17 protein-coding genes, 1 tRNA gene and 1 riboswitch are annotated in these 17137 nt (G+C 58.4%); of the genes, 6 read left to right on the forward strand and 12 right to left on the reverse strand.

Annotated features, from left to right (window positions below):
- The first annotated feature begins 252 nt into the window (after positions 1-252).
- Positions 253-340: transfer RNA gene (locus tag SK47_RS07215), tRNA-Ser, on the forward strand.
- A 42-nt stretch (positions 341-382) separates the two neighbouring features.
- On the opposite strand, the gene SK47_RS07220 is transcribed toward SK47_RS07215, so the two are convergent.
- Entirely contained in the window at positions 383-1384 is a 1002-nt protein-coding gene (locus SK47_RS07220; RefSeq protein ID WP_048243735.1) for a magnesium transporter, read from the reverse strand.
- 60 nt (positions 1385-1444) lie between these two features.
- A riboswitch (M-box (ykoK) riboswitch) is annotated at positions 1445-1614 on the reverse strand.
- A 158-nt stretch (positions 1615-1772) separates the two neighbouring features.
- Between SK47_RS07220 and SK47_RS07225 the strand changes: the two genes are divergently transcribed.
- Together SK47_RS07225 and agp are read left to right on the forward strand one after the other, a co-directional pair.
- A complete protein-coding gene (locus SK47_RS07225; protein ID WP_003858113.1) occupies positions 1773-2273 on the forward strand; it encodes a DedA family protein in 501 nt (166 codons plus the stop codon).
- Between the two features lie 92 nt (positions 2274-2365).
- Entirely contained in the window at positions 2366-3607 is a 1242-nt protein-coding gene (gene agp / locus SK47_RS07230; protein ID WP_048243736.1) for a bifunctional glucose-1-phosphatase/inositol phosphatase, read from the forward strand.
- Positions 3608-3639: 32 nt separating this feature from the next.
- Here agp and SK47_RS07235 read toward each other — a convergent pair whose 3' ends face one another.
- Entirely contained in the window at positions 3640-3867 is a 228-nt protein-coding gene (locus tag SK47_RS07235; protein ID WP_006809324.1) for a YccJ family protein, read from the reverse strand.
- Positions 3868-3885: 18 nt separating this feature from the next.
- Positions 3886-4482, reverse strand: a complete 597-nt coding sequence (wrbA, locus tag SK47_RS07240) for an NAD(P)H:quinone oxidoreductase (RefSeq protein WP_006809323.1) — start codon at positions 4480-4482, stop codon at positions 3886-3888.
- 391 nt (positions 4483-4873) lie between these two features.
- Here wrbA and SK47_RS07245 point away from each other — a divergent pair, with 391 nt between their 5' ends.
- Complete coding sequence (locus tag SK47_RS07245; RefSeq protein ID WP_001273664.1) at positions 4874-5044, forward strand: con-10 family general stress protein; 171 nt, start codon at positions 4874-4876, stop codon at positions 5042-5044.
- A gap of 116 nt (positions 5045-5160) precedes the next feature.
- Positions 5161-6081: a DMT family transporter gene (locus tag SK47_RS07250; RefSeq protein ID WP_003858106.1), complete on the forward strand. Its 921-nt coding sequence runs from the start codon at positions 5161-5163 to the stop codon at positions 6079-6081.
- Between the two features lie 110 nt (positions 6082-6191).
- Here the strand turns inward: SK47_RS07250 and rutG are convergent, their stop codons facing one another.
- The 7 genes from rutG to rutA are packed head-to-tail and all read right to left on the reverse strand — an operon-like array spanning position 6192 to position 11630.
- Positions 6192-7514: a pyrimidine utilization transport protein G gene (rutG, locus tag SK47_RS07255; protein ID WP_048243738.1), complete on the reverse strand. Its 1323-nt coding sequence runs from the start codon at positions 7512-7514 to the stop codon at positions 6192-6194.
- Positions 7515-7535: 21 nt separating this feature from the next.
- Positions 7536-8030, reverse strand: a complete 495-nt coding sequence (gene rutF / locus SK47_RS07260) for an NADH-dependent FMN reductase RutF (RefSeq protein ID WP_048243740.1) — start codon at positions 8028-8030, stop codon at positions 7536-7538.
- A gap of 13 nt (positions 8031-8043) precedes the next feature.
- Positions 8044-8634: a malonic semialdehyde reductase gene (locus SK47_RS07265; protein ID WP_023324429.1), complete on the reverse strand. Its 591-nt coding sequence runs from the start codon at positions 8632-8634 to the stop codon at positions 8044-8046.
- Between the two features lie 9 nt (positions 8635-8643).
- Positions 8644-9444, reverse strand: a complete 801-nt coding sequence (rutD, locus tag SK47_RS07270; RefSeq protein WP_048243742.1) for a pyrimidine utilization protein D — start codon at positions 9442-9444, stop codon at positions 8644-8646.
- Positions 9445-9451: 7 nt separating this feature from the next.
- Positions 9452-9838 (reverse strand): pyrimidine utilization protein C, encoded by a 387-nt coding sequence (rutC, locus tag SK47_RS07275; protein ID WP_008499822.1) that lies wholly within the window; start codon positions 9836-9838, stop codon positions 9452-9454.
- An 11-nt stretch (positions 9839-9849) separates the two neighbouring features.
- Complete coding sequence (gene rutB / locus SK47_RS07280) at positions 9850-10539, reverse strand: pyrimidine utilization protein B (protein WP_003858095.1); 690 nt, start codon at positions 10537-10539, stop codon at positions 9850-9852.
- Entirely contained in the window at positions 10539-11630 is a 1092-nt protein-coding gene (rutA, locus tag SK47_RS07285) for a pyrimidine utilization protein A (protein ID WP_022650759.1), read from the reverse strand. The genes rutB and rutA overlap by 1 nt, the downstream gene beginning before the upstream one ends.
- A gap of 245 nt (positions 11631-11875) precedes the next feature.
- Here rutA and rutR point away from each other — a divergent pair, with 245 nt between their 5' ends.
- Positions 11876-12514: an HTH-type transcriptional regulator RutR gene (gene rutR / locus SK47_RS07290; protein WP_023324433.1), complete on the forward strand. Its 639-nt coding sequence runs from the start codon at positions 11876-11878 to the stop codon at positions 12512-12514.
- Here the strand turns inward: rutR and SK47_RS07295 are convergent.
- The gene (locus tag SK47_RS07295; RefSeq protein ID WP_032608981.1) at positions 12511-12906 is read right to left on the reverse strand and encodes a lysozyme inhibitor LprI family protein; all 396 of its coding nucleotides are present in this window, start codon (positions 12904-12906) and stop codon (positions 12511-12513) included. The genes rutR and SK47_RS07295 overlap by 4 nt on opposite strands.
- Positions 12907-12957: 51 nt before the next feature.
- Positions 12958-16920, reverse strand: a complete 3963-nt coding sequence (gene putA / locus SK47_RS07300) for a trifunctional transcriptional regulator/proline dehydrogenase/L-glutamate gamma-semialdehyde dehydrogenase (RefSeq protein ID WP_048243744.1) — start codon at positions 16918-16920, stop codon at positions 12958-12960.
- Positions 16921-17137 lie beyond the last annotated feature (217 nt).

Here is a 17137-nt window from a genome sequence, read left to right on the forward strand (position 1 = left end):
TCGTCGTTAAATAAAGTCATGGCTAATCTCTTATCGCAGTGATCCACGGTTAATGGGTGTTGTGCGAAAAAGAGTCTAAATGACCACCCGCGAATCTAATAAACGTTATGAATGTAAAAATAAATGTTTACATTTTAACCAGTCGATGACGAAGAAATCAGCGGGACGGAAGGGGACGACGAAAGACGTGTAACGTTATGCAATTTCGTGCTTTACATCATGCTCAGAGATGTTTATAGTGCGCCTCACTTTGGAAGCGTGGCCGAGCGGTTGAAGGCACCGGTCTTGAAAACCGGCGACCCGAAAGGGTTCTAGAGTTCGAATCTCTACGCTTCCGCCAAATTCGAAAACCCTGCGATAGCAATATCGCAGGGTTTTTTCGTTATTCAAGCCCCAGCGTATACTGCGCAATTTTGAAGTAGATAATCAGCCCGGTGCCGTCGATTAACGTGGCGATAAACGGTGCGGATACCACCGCTGGGTCGATTTTGCAGCGTTTCAGTACCATCGGGATCACCGACGAGACGATGGCGCTCCACAGCGTAATGCAGACCAGCGTCAGGCTGACGATGAGCGTGATTTCCATCCCAATACCCATCATCCAGGCGCGAACGCAGCCCGCCAGACCCAGCGTGGCGGCAATCATTAACGAGGTGCTGATCTCTTTGCGCAGCACGCGACCCACATCGCGAAGGTGGACTTCACCCAGCGCCATGGCGCGCACCAGCGTCGAGGTGATCTGCGTCCCGCTGTTTCCGCCGGTGCCAATCAGCAGCGGAATAAAGAACGCCAGCGCGATGGCAGATTCCAGCGCCTCTTCAAAATGCTGGATCACCGAACTGGTATACGCTTCCGCAATAAACAGCAGCAGCAGCCAGACGGAGCGTTTCTTCCACAGGCTGAAGGCGCTGGTTTCCAGATAGGGCTTCTCCAGCGGCAGCGTCGCCCCCTGAAGCTGGGCATCTTCAGTAACGTCATCTTCCAGCAGATGGGCGATTTCACGCTCGGTAAGGCAGCCCACCAGCTTGCCGTGGGTCACCACCGGCACTACATCCGCACCCGCATGCGCCAGCAGCCCGGCGACATCCGCCCGCTCATCTTCCGGTTTGAGCTGAATAAAATCCGATATCATCAACCCCTTAACGGGCTGCACGGTGTCGGTGGCCTGCAACAATTTGCGTACGGCGATCAAACCCGCGAGGCGACCGTTATCTTCGATAAAAATATGCGACGGAATATCATCATCTTTTAATTTTTCAAAGAACTGCTCGCGTGCCAGAGCCACGCATAATGAAATATCAATAACGATAAAATCGGTATTCATATATTGCGCGATGGCGCTGTCATTGAAAGCCAGGTTTTGGTTGTGAATAGCGTAAGACATAGTAAATTCCCTTTGAATAATAAAATCTCTCAGGGGCGAGCAAGACAGGGCATGTCGGAAAGGAGATCCCCACGTCCTGGGTTCAGCACTGTACACCGTATCCCGCAAGGGAAGTTATACTGACAAAGCCTTGATTCGACAGTGCCTGTTTTACCCTGTGCCGGTTCTCTCGAACCCACCAGAGCGATAACGTTTATTTGTACAGGAGCCTCGCCATAACGAGATCGTTGTAAAACGAGAGGGATAATACGCTTATTTAAAACTGCTGCTGAGGAATTTTAATAATGTTGAAGAACGGTTTAAATGAATAGTATTAAACGCATGTTGAGGTTTTATTTAACTGTTTTCTTTTTAAATGGAGAATTCATTTGTTACCGGAGAGAGTAAAATGGCATGGCTGGACACGCTGCTGGATCATTTTGCGCATTATCCGACGCATCTGTTCGCGCTGCTCGTTGTTATGGCGTTGAGTAAATCGACGGTGCTGGTCTCCTCGGTGCTGCCGCCCGCATCGGTCATGCTGATGGCGGGGATCGCCGTCAGCCAGTCGAGTCTGCATCCCGGAATGACGTGGCTGGCGGTGGTGATGGGCGCTACGGCAGGTTCGGTGCTGAATTACCATATCGGCCAGCTGATGGGGCATACCCGGCTGGTGTCACGCCTCACCGCAAAACATGCCGATAAGATTCTGCGGGTACAGCATCAGCTGCAAAAGAACGGCGTAGTCGCGCTGTTCACGTCGCGTTTCCTGGCGGTGCTGCGTTATATCGTGCCGCTGGCGGCCGGCATGCTCAGGATGAGCGCGATGAAGGTTTACGTCGTTAGCCTGCTGTCAGCCTGCGCATGGGCGGCGCTGTATGTCGGCATCGTCACCGGCATCAGCATCTGAACGTATTCATCAGTTTGAGAAATGCTTCCCGAAAAAACGGTCACCAGTCTGTCACACTCAGCGTAACGATAAAAACGCATGAGGAAAAAGGGATGAGAAAAGCACTACTCGCTGTCGCCGTGGCAGGAACGCTTTCAGTGACGTTTGGGGCGCAGGCACAGGACACGCCGGATGGCTATCAGCTGGAACAGGTGCTCATCATGAGCCGCCACAACCTGCGCGCGCCGCTTGCCAATAACGGCAGCGTGCTGGAGCAGTCCACGCCCAAGCAGTGGCCGGAGTGGGACGTCCCGGGTGGACAGCTCACCACCAAAGGCGGCGTACTGGAAGAGTATATGGGTCACTATATGCGCGAGTGGCTGGCAGAGCAGGGAATGGTGAAGACGGGTGAATGCCCGCCAGCGGATACCGTCTATGCCTACGCCAACAGCCTCCAGCGCACCGTGGCGACCGCGCAGTTCTTTATCACCGGCGCGTTCCCCGGGTGCGATGTTCCTGTGCATCATCAGGAAAAAATGGGCACCATGGACCCCACCTTCAATCCGGTCATTACCGATAACTCCCCTGAGTTTCGCGAGAAAGCGCTGAAAGCGATGGAGACGGAACGGCAGAAAATGCATCTGGATGAAAGCTACAAACTGCTGGAACAGCTGACAAACTACAGCGAATCGCCGTCCTGCAAGGAGAAAAAAGTCTGCTCCCTGACGGAGGCGAAAGATACCTTCAGCGCCGATTATGAAAAAGAGCCGGGCGTCTCCGGGCCGCTGAAGGTGGGTAACTCGCTGGTGGATGCGTTCACGCTACAGTATTACGAAGGCTTCCCGACAGACCAGGTGGCCTGGGGGGAAATCAAAACCGATCAGCAGTGGCGCGTGCTGTCGAAGCTGAAAAACGGCTATCAGGACTCGCTGTTTACGTCGACGGAGGTGGCGCAGAACGTGGCTAAACCGCTGGTGAAGTACATTGATAAAGCGCTGGTGAACGACCAGGCAAAAGCGCCAAAAATCACCCTGCTGGTAGGGCACGACTCTAACATCGCCTCGCTGCTGACCGCGCTGGACTTCAGGCCTTATCAGCTGCACGACCAGCAGGAAAGTACCCCGATTGGCGGTAAAATTGTCTTCCAGCGCTGGCATGATAAAAACACTAACCAGGAGCTGATGAAAATTGAGTATGTTTACCAGAGTTCAGATCAGCTGCGTAACGCCAGCGTACTGTCGCTGCAATCCCCTGCGCAGCGCGTGACGCTGGAGCTGAAGGGCTGTCCGGTGGATGGCAACGGCTTCTGTCCTGTCGATAAATTCAATGCGGTGATGGATAACGCGGCGAAATAGAAAATAACCCCCCGCGTGGGCGGGGGGAACGTTCAGACGTTTTTACGTTCGATGGTTTGCTCGCCCCAGAACAGCGAGTCTTTGTCGGTTTTTTCGAAGGCGCGAACCAGCACTTCATCGTTGCCTTCTTCCCAAATCTGCTCAGCCAGCTTTTCGTCATAATTGGCGACTTCAAAGATGGCTTCGGCAATCTCCGGAGAGGTATTGCGTAAACTTGCCCATTCGCCCACGTGGTGAGCTTTGGATTCTTGAGTTGGCATACTTGTCCTCCTGTTGGGTTAGCCGTTCAGTTTTTTGGCAAGACCCGCGACGTATTCACCCTGATAGCGGGCGATTGAAAGTTCTTCATTGCTTGGCTGACGTGAACCATCCCCACCGGCAATCGTTGTTGCGCCATAGGGCGTACCACCACGGACCTGGGAGACATCAAACAGTTCCTGCGCGCCGTAGCCAATCGGCACAATGACCATCCCATGATGCGCAAGCGTTGTCCAGGTGGAAGTGATCGTCTGCTCCTGGCCGCCGCCCGTGCCGGTAGAGCTGAACACGCTGGCCAGCTTGCCGTATAACGCGCCGGAGGCCCAGAGCCCGCCCGTCTGGTCGAGGAAGGTGCGCATCTGGCCGGACATATTGCCGAAGCGGGTCGGGGTGCCGAAGATAATGGCATCATAGTCCGCGAGCTCCTGCGGGGTGGCGACCGGGGCGTTTTGTGTTTTCCCCCCGGCTTTGGCGAAGGCTTCCGCCTGCATGGTTTCCGGTACGCGTTTAACCACGACCTCAACGCCGTCTACTCTGTTTGCGCCTTCTGCTACTGCGTGAGCCATGGTTTCAATGTGTCCATACATGGAATAATAGAGCACCAGAACTTTTGCCATTTTGCATCACTCCTCGTTGGTTTTTCTTACAGCGGATCGCTGCGTTACTTTAAAGATATGACATCACGGCCAGACTGCAAAAATGAACGGCATTTATTTGATATATAACAATATCTTTTCGTTACGTGCTTTGTAGCAAAATGAAACAACTTTCGCGGCGCGGATTTTTCAAAATATAAGAATGGCTTATGAATGACTTCCTCAATATTTCATACGAAAGGCTGAGATCATGTTGCAGAATATTACCTCTCGCTTGCCGGATAGCCGCATTACACTAAGCTTAGTTTCACGCGGCACAGATAAAGGCACTGTCCTTGAGCCGCGAGGTGAAAGAATCCTCTTTTACTGAATGCAATATGATGTCTAATGTTTCACACTCTGGAGGTTAGAGATGGCAAACCATCGTGGTGGTTCAGGTAATTTCGCTGAAGACCGTGAAAGAGCATCAGAAGCAGGTCGTAAAGGTGGCCAGTCTAGCGGGGGCAACTTTAAAAACGACCCTCAGCGCGCATCAGAGGCTGGTAAAAAAGGGGGTAAAAATAGCCACGGCAGCAACAAGTAGTACGCCGGGTTAACTCTCTGCCGCCGGGTTTCCCGGCGGTTTTTTTATGTCTGCTACATTGAACTGTCATAAAAGGCATCGCACACTACAGGATTGATTCTTCGTGCTGGTGTCCCATGTCCGTTTCCCGTTTTACCTTCTCCATTAAGCCTCAGGAAGCCATCCTGATTTTGATCACCATGTTCTGGGGCGGAACCTTTCTTGCCGTTCAGTACGCGGTCACGATGAGCGATCCGTTTTTCTTTGTAGGGCTGCGTTTTGCAACCGCGGCGGTTGCCGTGGCGCTTATTTCACTGAAAACCCTGCGCGGATTGACCCTGAGAGAGCTTAAAGCGGGTGTCGCCATTGGCGTGGCGATTGCCATGGGTTACAGCCTGCAAACGTGGGGGCTCCAGTCTATCTCCAGCAGTAAATCCGCCTTCATCACCGCCATGTACGTACCGCTGGTGCCGCTGTTGCAGTGGCTGTGCCTCGGCAGAATGCCGGGCCTGATGTCGTGCATTGGCATCGTGCTGGCGTTCATCGGCCTTATTTTATTAGCCGGGCCGGAAAATAATCTGCTGGCGCTGGGGCCGGGGGAGATCATCACTCTGGTGGGGGCCGTCGCCATTGCGGCAGAAATTATTCTGATTAGCGCCTGGGCAGGAAAAGTGGACGTCAAGCGGGTGACGGTGGTGCAGCTTGCCACCGCGTCGCTGGTGGCGTTCGCGACGATGGTGCCGGCAGGGGAGTCCGTCCCGCCGATGTCTACCGGGCTTATCGTCGTGGCGCTGGGGCTGGGCATTTTCAGCGCCATTATCCAGGTTACCATGAACTGGGCGCAGCGCAGCGTATCCCCGACACGGGCGACGGTCATTTACACCGGTGAACCGGTGTGGGCGGGTATTTTCGGGCGACTCGCCGGGGAGCGTCTGCCGCTGCTGGCGCTGGTGGGCGCGGCATTTATTATCGCTGGGGTGCTGGTGAGCGAGTTGAAGTTAAAAAAACGACGTAAGGCGACTGCCGGATTGAGCGCTGAACAAGGGGCAGATAGCTAACAACGCGCACCCTGTCCGTTTAGCCCGGCGGCGCTTCGCTTGCTCGGGCCTACTTGCCAATTGTAGGCCGGGTAAGCGTAGCGTCACCCGGCAAGAATGCGGCACGTATTTCAGGTGGAAGGGGTGATGGCTTTTCCTTGCGGTACATCCCTTTTCCGGCGGCTCAGCAGGGCGTTGAGCAGGATCGCGCCGAAGGTCGCCGTGCCAATCCCGCCTACCGTAAACCCGCCCAGCGTCAGGGCGAAATCACCCGCCCCCAGCACCAGTGTCACCGCCACCATGATCAGGTTACCATTCTGGCTCAGATCAACATGATTCTGCACCCAGATACGTGCCCCCGCGACGGCAATAAGACCAAATACCACAATCGAGGCGCCGCCAATCACGGGTGCCGGGATGGTGTGGATCAATGCGCCGAATTTTGGGGAAAAGCCGAGCAGCATCGCCATCACCGCCGCCGCCACGAAGACCAGCGTCGAGTAGACTTTGGTCACTGCCATCACGCCGATGTTTTCCGCGTAGGTCGTCACGCCGCTGCCGCCGACCGAGCCGGAGAGCATGGTCGCCAGACCGTCTCCCACAAACGCCCGTCCCATATACGGGTCCATATTGCGGCCGGTCATTCCCGCTACGGCTTTCAAATGGCCCAGGTTTTCAGCCACCAGAATCACCGCGACAGGCGCGATGAGCATCATCGCCTGAGCGTTAAAGGTGGGCGAGGTTATGTGCGGCATGCCGAACCAGGCGGCCTGATGAATCAGTGTGAAATCAACCGGTTTGCCGAGGCCGAACACGTTCGCCAGCAGCGCGTAGACCAGACAGGCCGCAATCAGCCCGACCAGGATCAGCAGCCGCTGGATCATGCCGCGCGTAAAGACCGCCACCACGCCGATGCACAGCACCGTAATCACCGCCATCCAGCTTTCAAACGGCGAGCCGGATACGCTCTTCACCGCAATCGGCGCGAGGTTCAGGCCTATCGCCATCACCACCGCCCCGGTGACGACGGGGGGCATCATCCGCTCGATCCAGCGCGTGCCGACTTTCATCACCACCAGACCGGTCAGGGTGTAGACCAGCCCACAGGCGATAATGCCGCCGAGGGCCACGCTCAGGTTGGGGTTAATACCCTGACCGTTAAACCCGGTCGCTGCAATAACCACCCCCACGAAGGCGGCGCTGGAGCCCAGATAGCTGGGCACACGTCCGCTGGTGACAAAAATGAACAGCAGGGTACCCATACCCGACATCAAAATGGCGAGGTTAGGATCCAGCCCCATCAGCATGGGCATCAGCACCGTCGCACCAAACATCGCGACCGCATGCTGCACGCCCATCACCATTGTCTGCCCGAGCGGGAGCCTTTCATCCGGCGCGACCACGCCTGCTTCTGTGGAGGTCGATTTCAACTGCCAGTGGGGAAGTCCGAACATGATCTGTCTCCTGAATGCGGATTAACAGGCGGGTCGCATAAGTGCGTGATAGCCGCGGTCGAACCACACCAGCCCTTGCGGCGCCGGGTGGCGTACGATGGATACGATGTCGCAAAACAGAATGTCGTGGGTGCCGACGCTCACCACCTGGCTGATGCGGCAGTCGAACGAGGCCAGCGCATTTTCCAGACGCGGGCAGCCCGTGTCGCCTGTCTGCCAGCGGGCAGCGGCAAAGCGGTCCGCCATCGGCGTTTTCCCGCCAAACAGGTTGGATAAAGGCTCCTGTCCGGCACTCAGCGTGTTAACGCACAGGGTGCGGTTCTCGCTGAAAATCGGCCAGACCGACGCGCCGCGGTTGAGGCAAACCAGCAGAGTGGGCGGGGTATCGGTTACGCTGCATACCGCGCTTGCGGTAAAGCCCGCCATTCCCGCCGGGCCGTCGGTGGTGATGATATTGACCGCCGCACCGACGCAGGCCATGGCATCACGGAACGTTTGTTGATCAAGGGTCGTCATGATGGCTCCTTATTTACGCCAGCCCGCAGGCGTCTTCGAAGGTCAGACGCGGTAAGCGCCCATAAACTTTGCGCATATCGCCATAGCCGATGTTAATCAGCAGATTGCTTTTAAGCAGCGTGCCCGTGAAAAAGGCCGCGTCCACTTTTTCCCGGTCAAAACCCGACATCGGCCCGGTGTCCAGCCCGAGCGCGCGGCAGGCGAAGATCAGGTACGCGGCCTGCATCGAGCTGTTGCGAAAGGCGGTCTCTTCCGCCAGCGCGGGGCTTGCGGTAAACCAGCTTCTGGCATCGCCGTGCGGGAACAGTACAGGCAGGCGCTCATAAAACTCGCTGTCCCAGGCGACAATTGCCGTGACCGGGGCGGTGAGCGTTTTCTCAAGGTTGCCGCTGGAGAGCGCCGGGCGCAGCTTCTCTTTTCCTTCCGGGCTTCGCACAAAGACAATGCGCGCCGGGGAACAGTTGGCGGACGTCGGCCCCCATTTCATCAGGTCATAAATCTCGCGCAGCGTCTCGTCACTGACCGGTATATCCAGCCAGCCGTTATGGGTACGTGCGCCGGTAAACAGCGTTTCCAGCGCGGCGGGCGTGATGGCTTCGCTCATTCAAACTCCTTACAAAGCGGGTTCTGGGCTGTGCAGCAGGCTGGCAAGCCCGTTCAGCAGCAGAGTGTTAAAGATGTCCGGCGCGGTCACGTTGCAGGCATGCCCGCCCTGGCGCATGACCGTTTTGCGGGCGTGCGGGAGTGCGGCGTGCAGTTCATCAGAACAGACGGACGGCACCAGCAGATCGTCGGTGGAACAGATAATCTGCACGGGGCAGCGAACGCGTGCAGCGTGGCGGCTGAAATCGGCCTGCTTCAGCGCATGCAGCCTGCGCAGCAGATTGGCTTTGCCCTGAAAATGGGCCAGCGCCAGCGCGTCCTCGGCCTCCAGCCGCGGGGCGCGGGCGGCCATCCAGTCTGCCGGGTAGAGGAACAAGGGCTGTGCCTCTACCCACGCCTGCGCGCCGCCCGCATGCAGCAGACGTTCGCGAACGTCAAAACAGCGTCGGGTATGGGCATTGAGCGTCAGCCAGCCGTTGACGCAGACCAGCGCGGTAAGGGCGTCGGGCTTATCGATGGCCAGCCGCAGGCCCACCAGCGCCCCCAGCGCGTGGCCGACCACGCAGTAACGGGCGATCCCTGCCCCGGCTAACGCCAGTGCGAGCTCGTCGGCCATGTGTGCGAGGGTGTAGTCTTCCGGCAGGGTATCCGGGTTATTCCCCGTGTCCCGCTGGTCGTAGCACACCACCTGATACTCCTGCCCCAGCACGGCGAGCTGAGGCAGCCAGTAGCTCCCGCTGCCGCCGAGCCCGGCAATCAGTACCACCACGGGCGCGCCCGCAAAGGGGGGCGGGGAAATGGACAGTTTCATGGCGGCCTCACTTCGCGATGTGCGCAACGGTGGCAATTTCAACCAGCGCGTCCGGCTTTACCAGCCCGCACTGGATGCAAAACCGCGCCGGTTTATCGCCCGGGAAAAACTCCGCGTAGATTTCGTTAATCGCGGCGTAGTTTTTCCAGTCGGTGATAAAGATGCTGTTGAAGGTCACGTCCTCCATCGTGCCACCCGCCGTTTCGATCACGGTTTTGATCGTCTCCAGCACGTGGCGGGTTTGCGCCTTTGGGTCATTGATAAACACCACGTTGTTGTCTTTATCAAACGGCAGCGTGCCCGAGACATACACCACGCCGTCGGCGAGGGTGCCGGGAACGAAGGGGGCAATCGGAGTGCTGGTGCCCGGCGGAATAATCACGGATTTCGGCATAGCGGTTCTCCTCAGGCGATACGGGCGAGCGGGGGATCCAGCGCGTCGCAGAAATCATTGACGTTACTGACCCAGCCAAAAAAGGTTTCGATATTGAACAGGGCGGCTTTCTGGGCAAAATCCGGCCCGGCCTGATGGGTAGCGTCTTCCAGCACCACGCCAAAATACTCGAGGAAAAAGCCGTCGCGCAGGGTCGACTCCACGCAGACGTTGGTGGCAATGCCCGTAAAGACCAGATGACGAATGCCCCGGCTGCGCAGCAGGCTGTCGAGCGGGGTATTGAAAAAGCCGCTGTAGCGCGGTTTCGGCAGTACGATATCGCTGGCTTCCGGTACCAGCTCATCCACCAGTTGATAATCCCAGCCGCCTTTCGCCAGCAGCGTGCCCTGGAGTTCTGGCCGTTGGCGCATGGTTTTCAGGGCGTTGGATTTGTGAAAGTTGGGGGAGCCGGGACCACCAGCTTCGACGTACTGGTCGTCCCAGCCGTTCTGGAACCAGACGATGAGCATGCCCGCAGCGCGCGCAGCGTGCACGGCGGTTTTAATGTTCTCGATCACCGGCTGCGTGGTGGAGACGTCAAACCCGGCCAGATCCAGATACCCGCCTTTACTGGCATAGGCGTTTTGCATATCCACCACGATCAGCGCGCTGCGCTGCGCGTCAAAGGTAATGGCTTCCGGGCGAGCGTTGAGGGTCGTCATTACGCCACCTCCTTCGTCACGGCAGGGATGTGGGCGCGGCACTGCATCAGCGGCTGAATGCGCTCGCCGAAGGTTTCCACGCCGGTGAGAAAATCATCGAAGGTCAGCAGTACGCCTTCGGCGCCGGGCACGGCAGCCACTTCGTCGAGCATTCTGGCGACGCTGGCATACGAGCCAACCAGGGTGCCCATGTTGATATTGACGGCAGACGTCGGGTCGGCCATCTGGCGAACGTTGGTGTCCGCGCCGGAGCGGGTATCCTTCTGGCTCTGCTCGGTCAGCCAGCTCAGCGCTTCGTCATCCGCGCCGTCCTTGTATCGTTCCCATTTGGCGCGCGCGGCGTCATCGGTTTCGTCGGCAATCACCATAAACAGCACGTAGGAGCCCACGTCGCGCCCGGTTTTGTCGGCGGCCGCTTTCATGCGTGCCGCAGTGGGCGCGAAGGCGGCAGGGGTGTTAACGCCTTTACCGAAGCAGAAGTTGAAGTCGGCGTATTTCGAGGAAAATTCCATTCCCGCGTCGCTCTGCCCGGCGCAGATAACCTTCATCGGCACCGACGGCTGCGGGCTGACGCGGCAGTCGTTCATGGTGAAGAAATCGCCTTTGAAATCGCTTTTGCCGGTGCCCCACAGATCGCGCAGCACCTGCACATATTCAGTCAGGTAGTCGTAGCGACGGGAGAAGTAATCGTCCCCCGGCCAGATCCCCATCTGCTCGTACTCCGGCTTTTGCCAGCCGGTGACCAGGTTAACGCCAAAGCGCCCGCCGGAGATGGAGTCGATGGTGGAGGCCATCCGCGCCACGATCGCCGGGGGCAGGGTAAGGGTGGCGGCGGTGGCGTAGATCTGGATCCGCGAGGTGACCGCCGCCAGGCCCGCCATCAGGGTAAAGGACTCCAGGTTGTGGTCCCAGAATTCGGTCTTACCGCCGAAACCGCGCAGCTTGATCATCGAGAGCGCAAAGTCGAAATGGTAATGCTCCGCTTTCTGCACGATGGCTTTATTCAGCTCAAAGGTCGGCATGTATTGCGGGGCAGTGGTCGAGATAAGCCAGCCGTTGTTGCCGATCGGTACAAATACGCCAATTTTCATCACGAACCTCTCTTCATTACGTCGCAGGTGTCACGATGTTTTTGCAAAGGCAGTGCCAGTTTTGAAAATCACTTTGTTATTAGGGTGTTAAATGATGGTTGTTGAAATTAACAGCGAAAATGTGGACTAGATGGTCAAAATCATTGCACAGAAAACAGGCACTCATGCGCGCTGAGGGTGCAGAAGGTCGTGGCGAGACGGGGGTTTTGCTATGCTGAGCGCAGGACAGAAAATGGAGAGCGAAAATGACACAAGGCGCAGTGAAAACACCCGGAAAACGTTCGCAGGCGGTGAGCGCCAAGAAACAGGCGATCCTCAGCGCTGCGCTGGAGACATTTTCGCAGTTTGGTATTCACGGTACGCGCCTTGAGCAGGTGGCGGAGCAGGCCGGGGTGTCCAAGACCAATCTGCTCTACTACTACCCGTCGAAAGAGGCGCTGTATGTGGCGGTGATGCAGCAAATCCTCGATATCTGGCTGGCACCTCTCAAGGCGTTTCGCGAAGAGCTGGCCCCGCTGGTGGCGATAGAGGAGTACATAAGGCTGAAGCTGGAGGTATCGCGTGATTACCCGCAGGCATCCAGGCTGTTCTGTCTGGAGATGTTGCAGGGCGCGCCGCTGTTGCAGGCGGAGCTGACGGGAGATCTAAAGCAGCTGGTGGACGATAAATCGGCCATTATTGCCGGATGGGTCGCCAGCGGAAAACTGGCGCCCGTCGATCCGCATCATCTGATCTTCATGATTTGGGCCTCAACCCAGCACTACGCTGACTTCGCGGCCCAGGTCGAGGCGGTGACCGGTAAAACGCTCCAGGACGAGGCGTTTTTCCAGAGCACCCTCGAAAACGTACAGCGGATGATTATCGAAGGGATCCGCGTGCGTTAATTGCCCGGTGGGAGAGGGCAGCTTAGGTCGCCCTCTTCACACTGCATCAGCGTGGCCAGAAACGCTTCGCGCTCTGCGGTTTTCTCCGCCAGACACTGGTTCACAATCATTGGCTGAACGCTCCCGCCTTCCGTACCCGAACCGATAAACGCACAGTCTGCGTCGCGCAGGCCGATCCACGCCTGCTGCGCCTTTTTCAGCAGGTCGCGCTGAGGGGCTGCCGCGCGTTTGATGGCGGCCTGGTACGTCTGGTTGAGCTTTTTATCCGCAGCCTGGTACTGCTCTGCCGCACAGGCACTGAGTTCTGTCTGGGTGGTCGCTTTGTCGCACTCGTCGGCCAGCGCGCCGGCGCTGAGCAGCAGTGCTGCGCCTGCGATAAGATATCGTTTCATACACTCCCCAATAAAATAAGGCTCCGTCTCCGGAGCCTTATTAGCACAGCGTTAGCCGATTGTCATCAGGCTGGCGTTACCCCCCGCCGCCGCGGTGTTGACGCTGAGCGAGCGCTCAACGTACAGACGCTCCAGCAGCAGGTTGGTTTCCCCGCGCGCAAAGCCCTGCACGGAAACGATGGCACCGCTGCGGGCCGCAACCTGCTCGCACAGTTCGCGCAGCTGGTCGGAATCACCGTGGTAGATCACCGCGTCAAACGGCTGGGTCAGCAGGGCATCGGCCTTCGCAAAGCGAATGCGGGCCGAAACCGCTTTTGGCAACTGTTTGGCGAGGTCGCGATGCAGGGCATCTTCCGGCCACAGCACCTCACAGCCCGTTGCCGTTGCGGCTGCCAGCTGCACCAGCGCATCCTGCTCGTTATCCGCCACGCACAGCACACGCTCGCGCGGCATCAGCGTCCAGGTGTTGCGCTCACCGGTTGGACCCGGCAGCAGACGCTGTGTTCCCGCCTGCGCCAGCTCGCCGTACTGCTGTGCAATCGCATGCAGCTCGGGACGATTTTCAGCCCACTTAATCAGCGCGTCCAGCGGCTGGGTCAGCACGGCTTTCACCTGCGCATCCACCGGATATTCCGCGTCCTGACGCGCCAGCGTCACGCCCAGCGCATTTTCCGGACGGTTTGCCAGCAGACGGTACAGATAGAGCGGACCGCCCGCTTTCGGGCCGGTGCCGGAGAGACCTTCACCGCCGAATGGCTGCACGCCCACGACCGCGCCAACCATGTTGCGGTTGACGTACAGGTTGCCAACTTTAGCATTGCCGGTCACCTGGGCAATGGTTTCGTCGATACGGGTATGCACGCCAAGCGTCAGGCCGTAACCCGAGGCGTTGATCTGATCGATCAGCTCGTTGAGGTTGTTACGGTTGTAGCGCACCACGTGCAGTACCGGGCCGAAGACCTCTTTTTTCAGCTCGTCGAAGCTTGCCAGCTCAATCAGCGTTGGCGGCACGAAGGTGCCGGTCTGCCACTCGCGGGCATCTTCGCTGTTCTCGCGCACCGCCTGGAACACCGGACGGCCTTTTGCACGCATGGTCTGAATGTGGTTTTCAATGTTGGCTTTGGCTTCCGCGTCGATCACCGGCCCGATGTCGGTAGTGAGACGGCCCGGGTTGCCCATGCGGCATTCCGCCATCGCACCGCGCAGCATCTTCAGCGTGTGGTCAGCCACGTCATCCTGTAAGCACAGTACGCGCAGGGCGGAACAGCGTTGGCCCGCGCTGTCGAAGGCAGAAGCCAGCACGTCAACGACGACCTGCTCGGTGAGTGCGGAGGAGTCCACGATCATGGCGTTCATGCCGCCGGTTTCAGCGATCAGCGGGGTAGGACGGCCCTGCGCATCCAGACGGGTGGCGATGTTGCGTTGTAGCAGGGAGGCCACTTCGGTAGAACCGGTAAACATCACGCCGCGTACGCGGTTATCGGAGGTCAGTTTGGCCCCGACCGTTTCACCGCGCCCTGGCAGCAGCTGCACCACGCCCGCCGGTACGCCCGCTTCCAGCAGAATGTTAATGCCCTGGGCGGCAATCAGCGGGGTCTGCTCTGCCGGTTTCGCCAGCACGCTGTTGCCTGCGGCCAGCGCCGCGGCAATCTGGCCGGTGAAGATCGCCAGCGGGAAGTTCCACGGGCTGATACACACCACCGGGCCGAGCGGACGGTGGGTTTCGTTGTCGAAATCATCGCGCACCTGACCGGCGTAGTAGTGCAGGAAGTCTACCGCCTCGCGCACTTCGGCGATGGCGTTGCTGAAGGTTTTACCCGCTTCACGCACCAGAATGCCGATCAGCTGCTGCATCTGATCTTCCATCAGCACCGCCGCGCGTTCCAGAATGGCGGCACGCTCCTGCGGCGGGGTGGCAAACCAGATTGGCGCGTTGTTCACCGCGCTCTCCAGGGCCTGCTCCACTTCCGTTTCCGTGGCTTCGCGCACGTAGCCGACGATATCCTTCGGCTCTGCCGGGTTGATCACCGGCTGCATTTCACCGTCCTCAACGGACTGCTCAAGGATCGGCCTGGCCTGCCACTTCTGCAATGCGCTGTTTAGCAGGGCAGAAGAGAGCGACGCCAGACGGTGTTCGTTGGCGAGATCCAGACCCGCCGAGTTGACGCGACCTGCACCATACAGCTCGCGCGGCAGGGCAATCTTCGGATGCGGCAGACCAATCTGGCCTTCCTGCGCCGCCATCTTCTCAACGGCCTGTACCGGATCGGCCACCAGTTCGTCCAGCGGCAGGGTGGTATCGGCGATGCGGTTAACGAAGGAGGTGTTCGCCCCGTTCTCCAGCAGACGACGCACCAGGTAGGCCAGCAGGGTTTCGTGGGTACCTACCGGGGCATAGATTCGGCACGGACGGTTCAGCTTGCCGTCGGCCACTTTACCGGTCACCTGCTCGTACAGCGGTTCGCCCATGCCGTGCAGGCACTGGAACTCGTACTGGCCCGGATAGTAGTTCTGACCCGCCAGGCTGTAGATCGCCGCCAGGGTGTGGGCGTTGTGGGTGGCGAACTGAGGATAAATCAGGTTCGGCACGCCGAGCAGTTTTTTCGCGCAGGCGAGGTAAGAGACGTCGGTATAGACCTTGCGGGTATAGACCGGATAACCTTCCAGACCTTCCATCTGGGCGCGTTTGATTTCGCTGTCCCAGTAGGCGCCCTTCACCAGACGGATCATCAGGCGGCGACGGCTGCGGCTGGCCAGGTCAATCAGGTAGTCAATGACGAACGGGCAGCGTTTCTGGTAGGCCTGGATAACGAAACCAATCCCGTTCCAGCCCGCCAGCTCCGGCTCGAAGCACAGTTTTTCCAGCAGATCGAGGGAGATCTCCAGACGGTCCGCCTCTTCGGCGTCGAAGTTAATGCCGATATCATACTGGCGCGCCAGCAGGGTCAGGGACTTCAGGCGCGGGTAGAGCTCTTCCATCACCCGGTCGTACTGCGCGCGGCTGTAGCGCGGGTGCAGGGCGGAAAGCTTAATGGAGATGCCCGGGCCTTCATAAATACCGCGACCGTTGGACGCTTTACCGATGGCGTGGATCGCCTGCTGGTAAGATACCATGTAGGCCTGCGCGTCGGCGGCGGTCAGCGCCGCTTCACCCAGCATGTCGTAGGAGTAGCGGAAGCCTTTATCTTCCAGCTTGCGGGCGTTCGCCAGCGCTTCGGCAATGGTTTCCCCGGTGACGAACTGCTCGCCCATCAGGCGCATCGCCATGTCCACGCCCTTGCGGATCAGCGGCTCGCCGCTCTTGCCGATGATGCGGTTCAGAGAGCGCGACAGGTTGGCTTCGTTATGGGTGGAGACCAGCTTGCCGGTAAACAGCAGGCCCCAGGTGGCGGCGTTAACGAACAGCGACGGACTGCGGCCAATGTGGGAGTGCCAGTTGCCGTTGCTGATTTTGTCGCGGATCAGGGCATCGCGGGTGGCTTTATCCGGAATACGCAGCAGCGCTTCCGCCAGACACATCAGCGCCACGCCTTCCTGCGAGGAGAGGGAGAACTCCTGCAACAGACCCTGCACCATACCGGCGCGTCCGCTGGCGGTTTTCTGATTACGCAGCTTGTCGGCGAGCTGATACGCCAGGCTGTGCGCCTGAGCGGCAACGGCTTCCGGCAGGCGCGCCTGCTCCAGCAGCATCGGCACGGCGTCGGTTTCGGCACGGCGGTAGGCGCCGGTAATGGCGGCGCGGCTGACGGACTGCGGCAGGATCTGCTCGGCAAATTCGAGGAACGGCTGGTGGTTCTCCTCAACGGCCGTCGCGGCTTCTTCGCTTTCGTTCGCTGCGCCCGCCAGCAGGGCAGGCAGCTCCGGCAGACCTTCTTCACTCTCCAGTCTTTCCAGATAGTTAAAAATCGCCTGCTTGATTAACCAGTGCGGTGTGCGGTCGATGCGGGTCGCAGCGGTTTTAATCCGTTCGCGGGTAGCGTCATCCAGCTTAACCCCCATGGTGGTCATCCCCATGCCAAAACTCCTGTTGTTCTGTAATAGCGTTCTGTTGATAGCGTGAAATATCCACCATGTTGCAACTTTGTGCAACCGTGTTAAATGTGACCTGGTCTGCAAGCTGGAAAATGAATGGATTGTTAACGATTAGTTAGCTGTGAAAAAGAACGTGCGGCCGTTTCTGAGCCCAGTTTTTATGCGGTGCTTAACACTTTTTAAAGGTGCAACCCGTAAA

It is taken from the genome of Enterobacter sp. BWH52, assembly GCF_001037565.1.
Lineage (GTDB): Bacteria > Pseudomonadota > Gammaproteobacteria > Enterobacterales > Enterobacteriaceae > Enterobacter > Enterobacter hormaechei_C.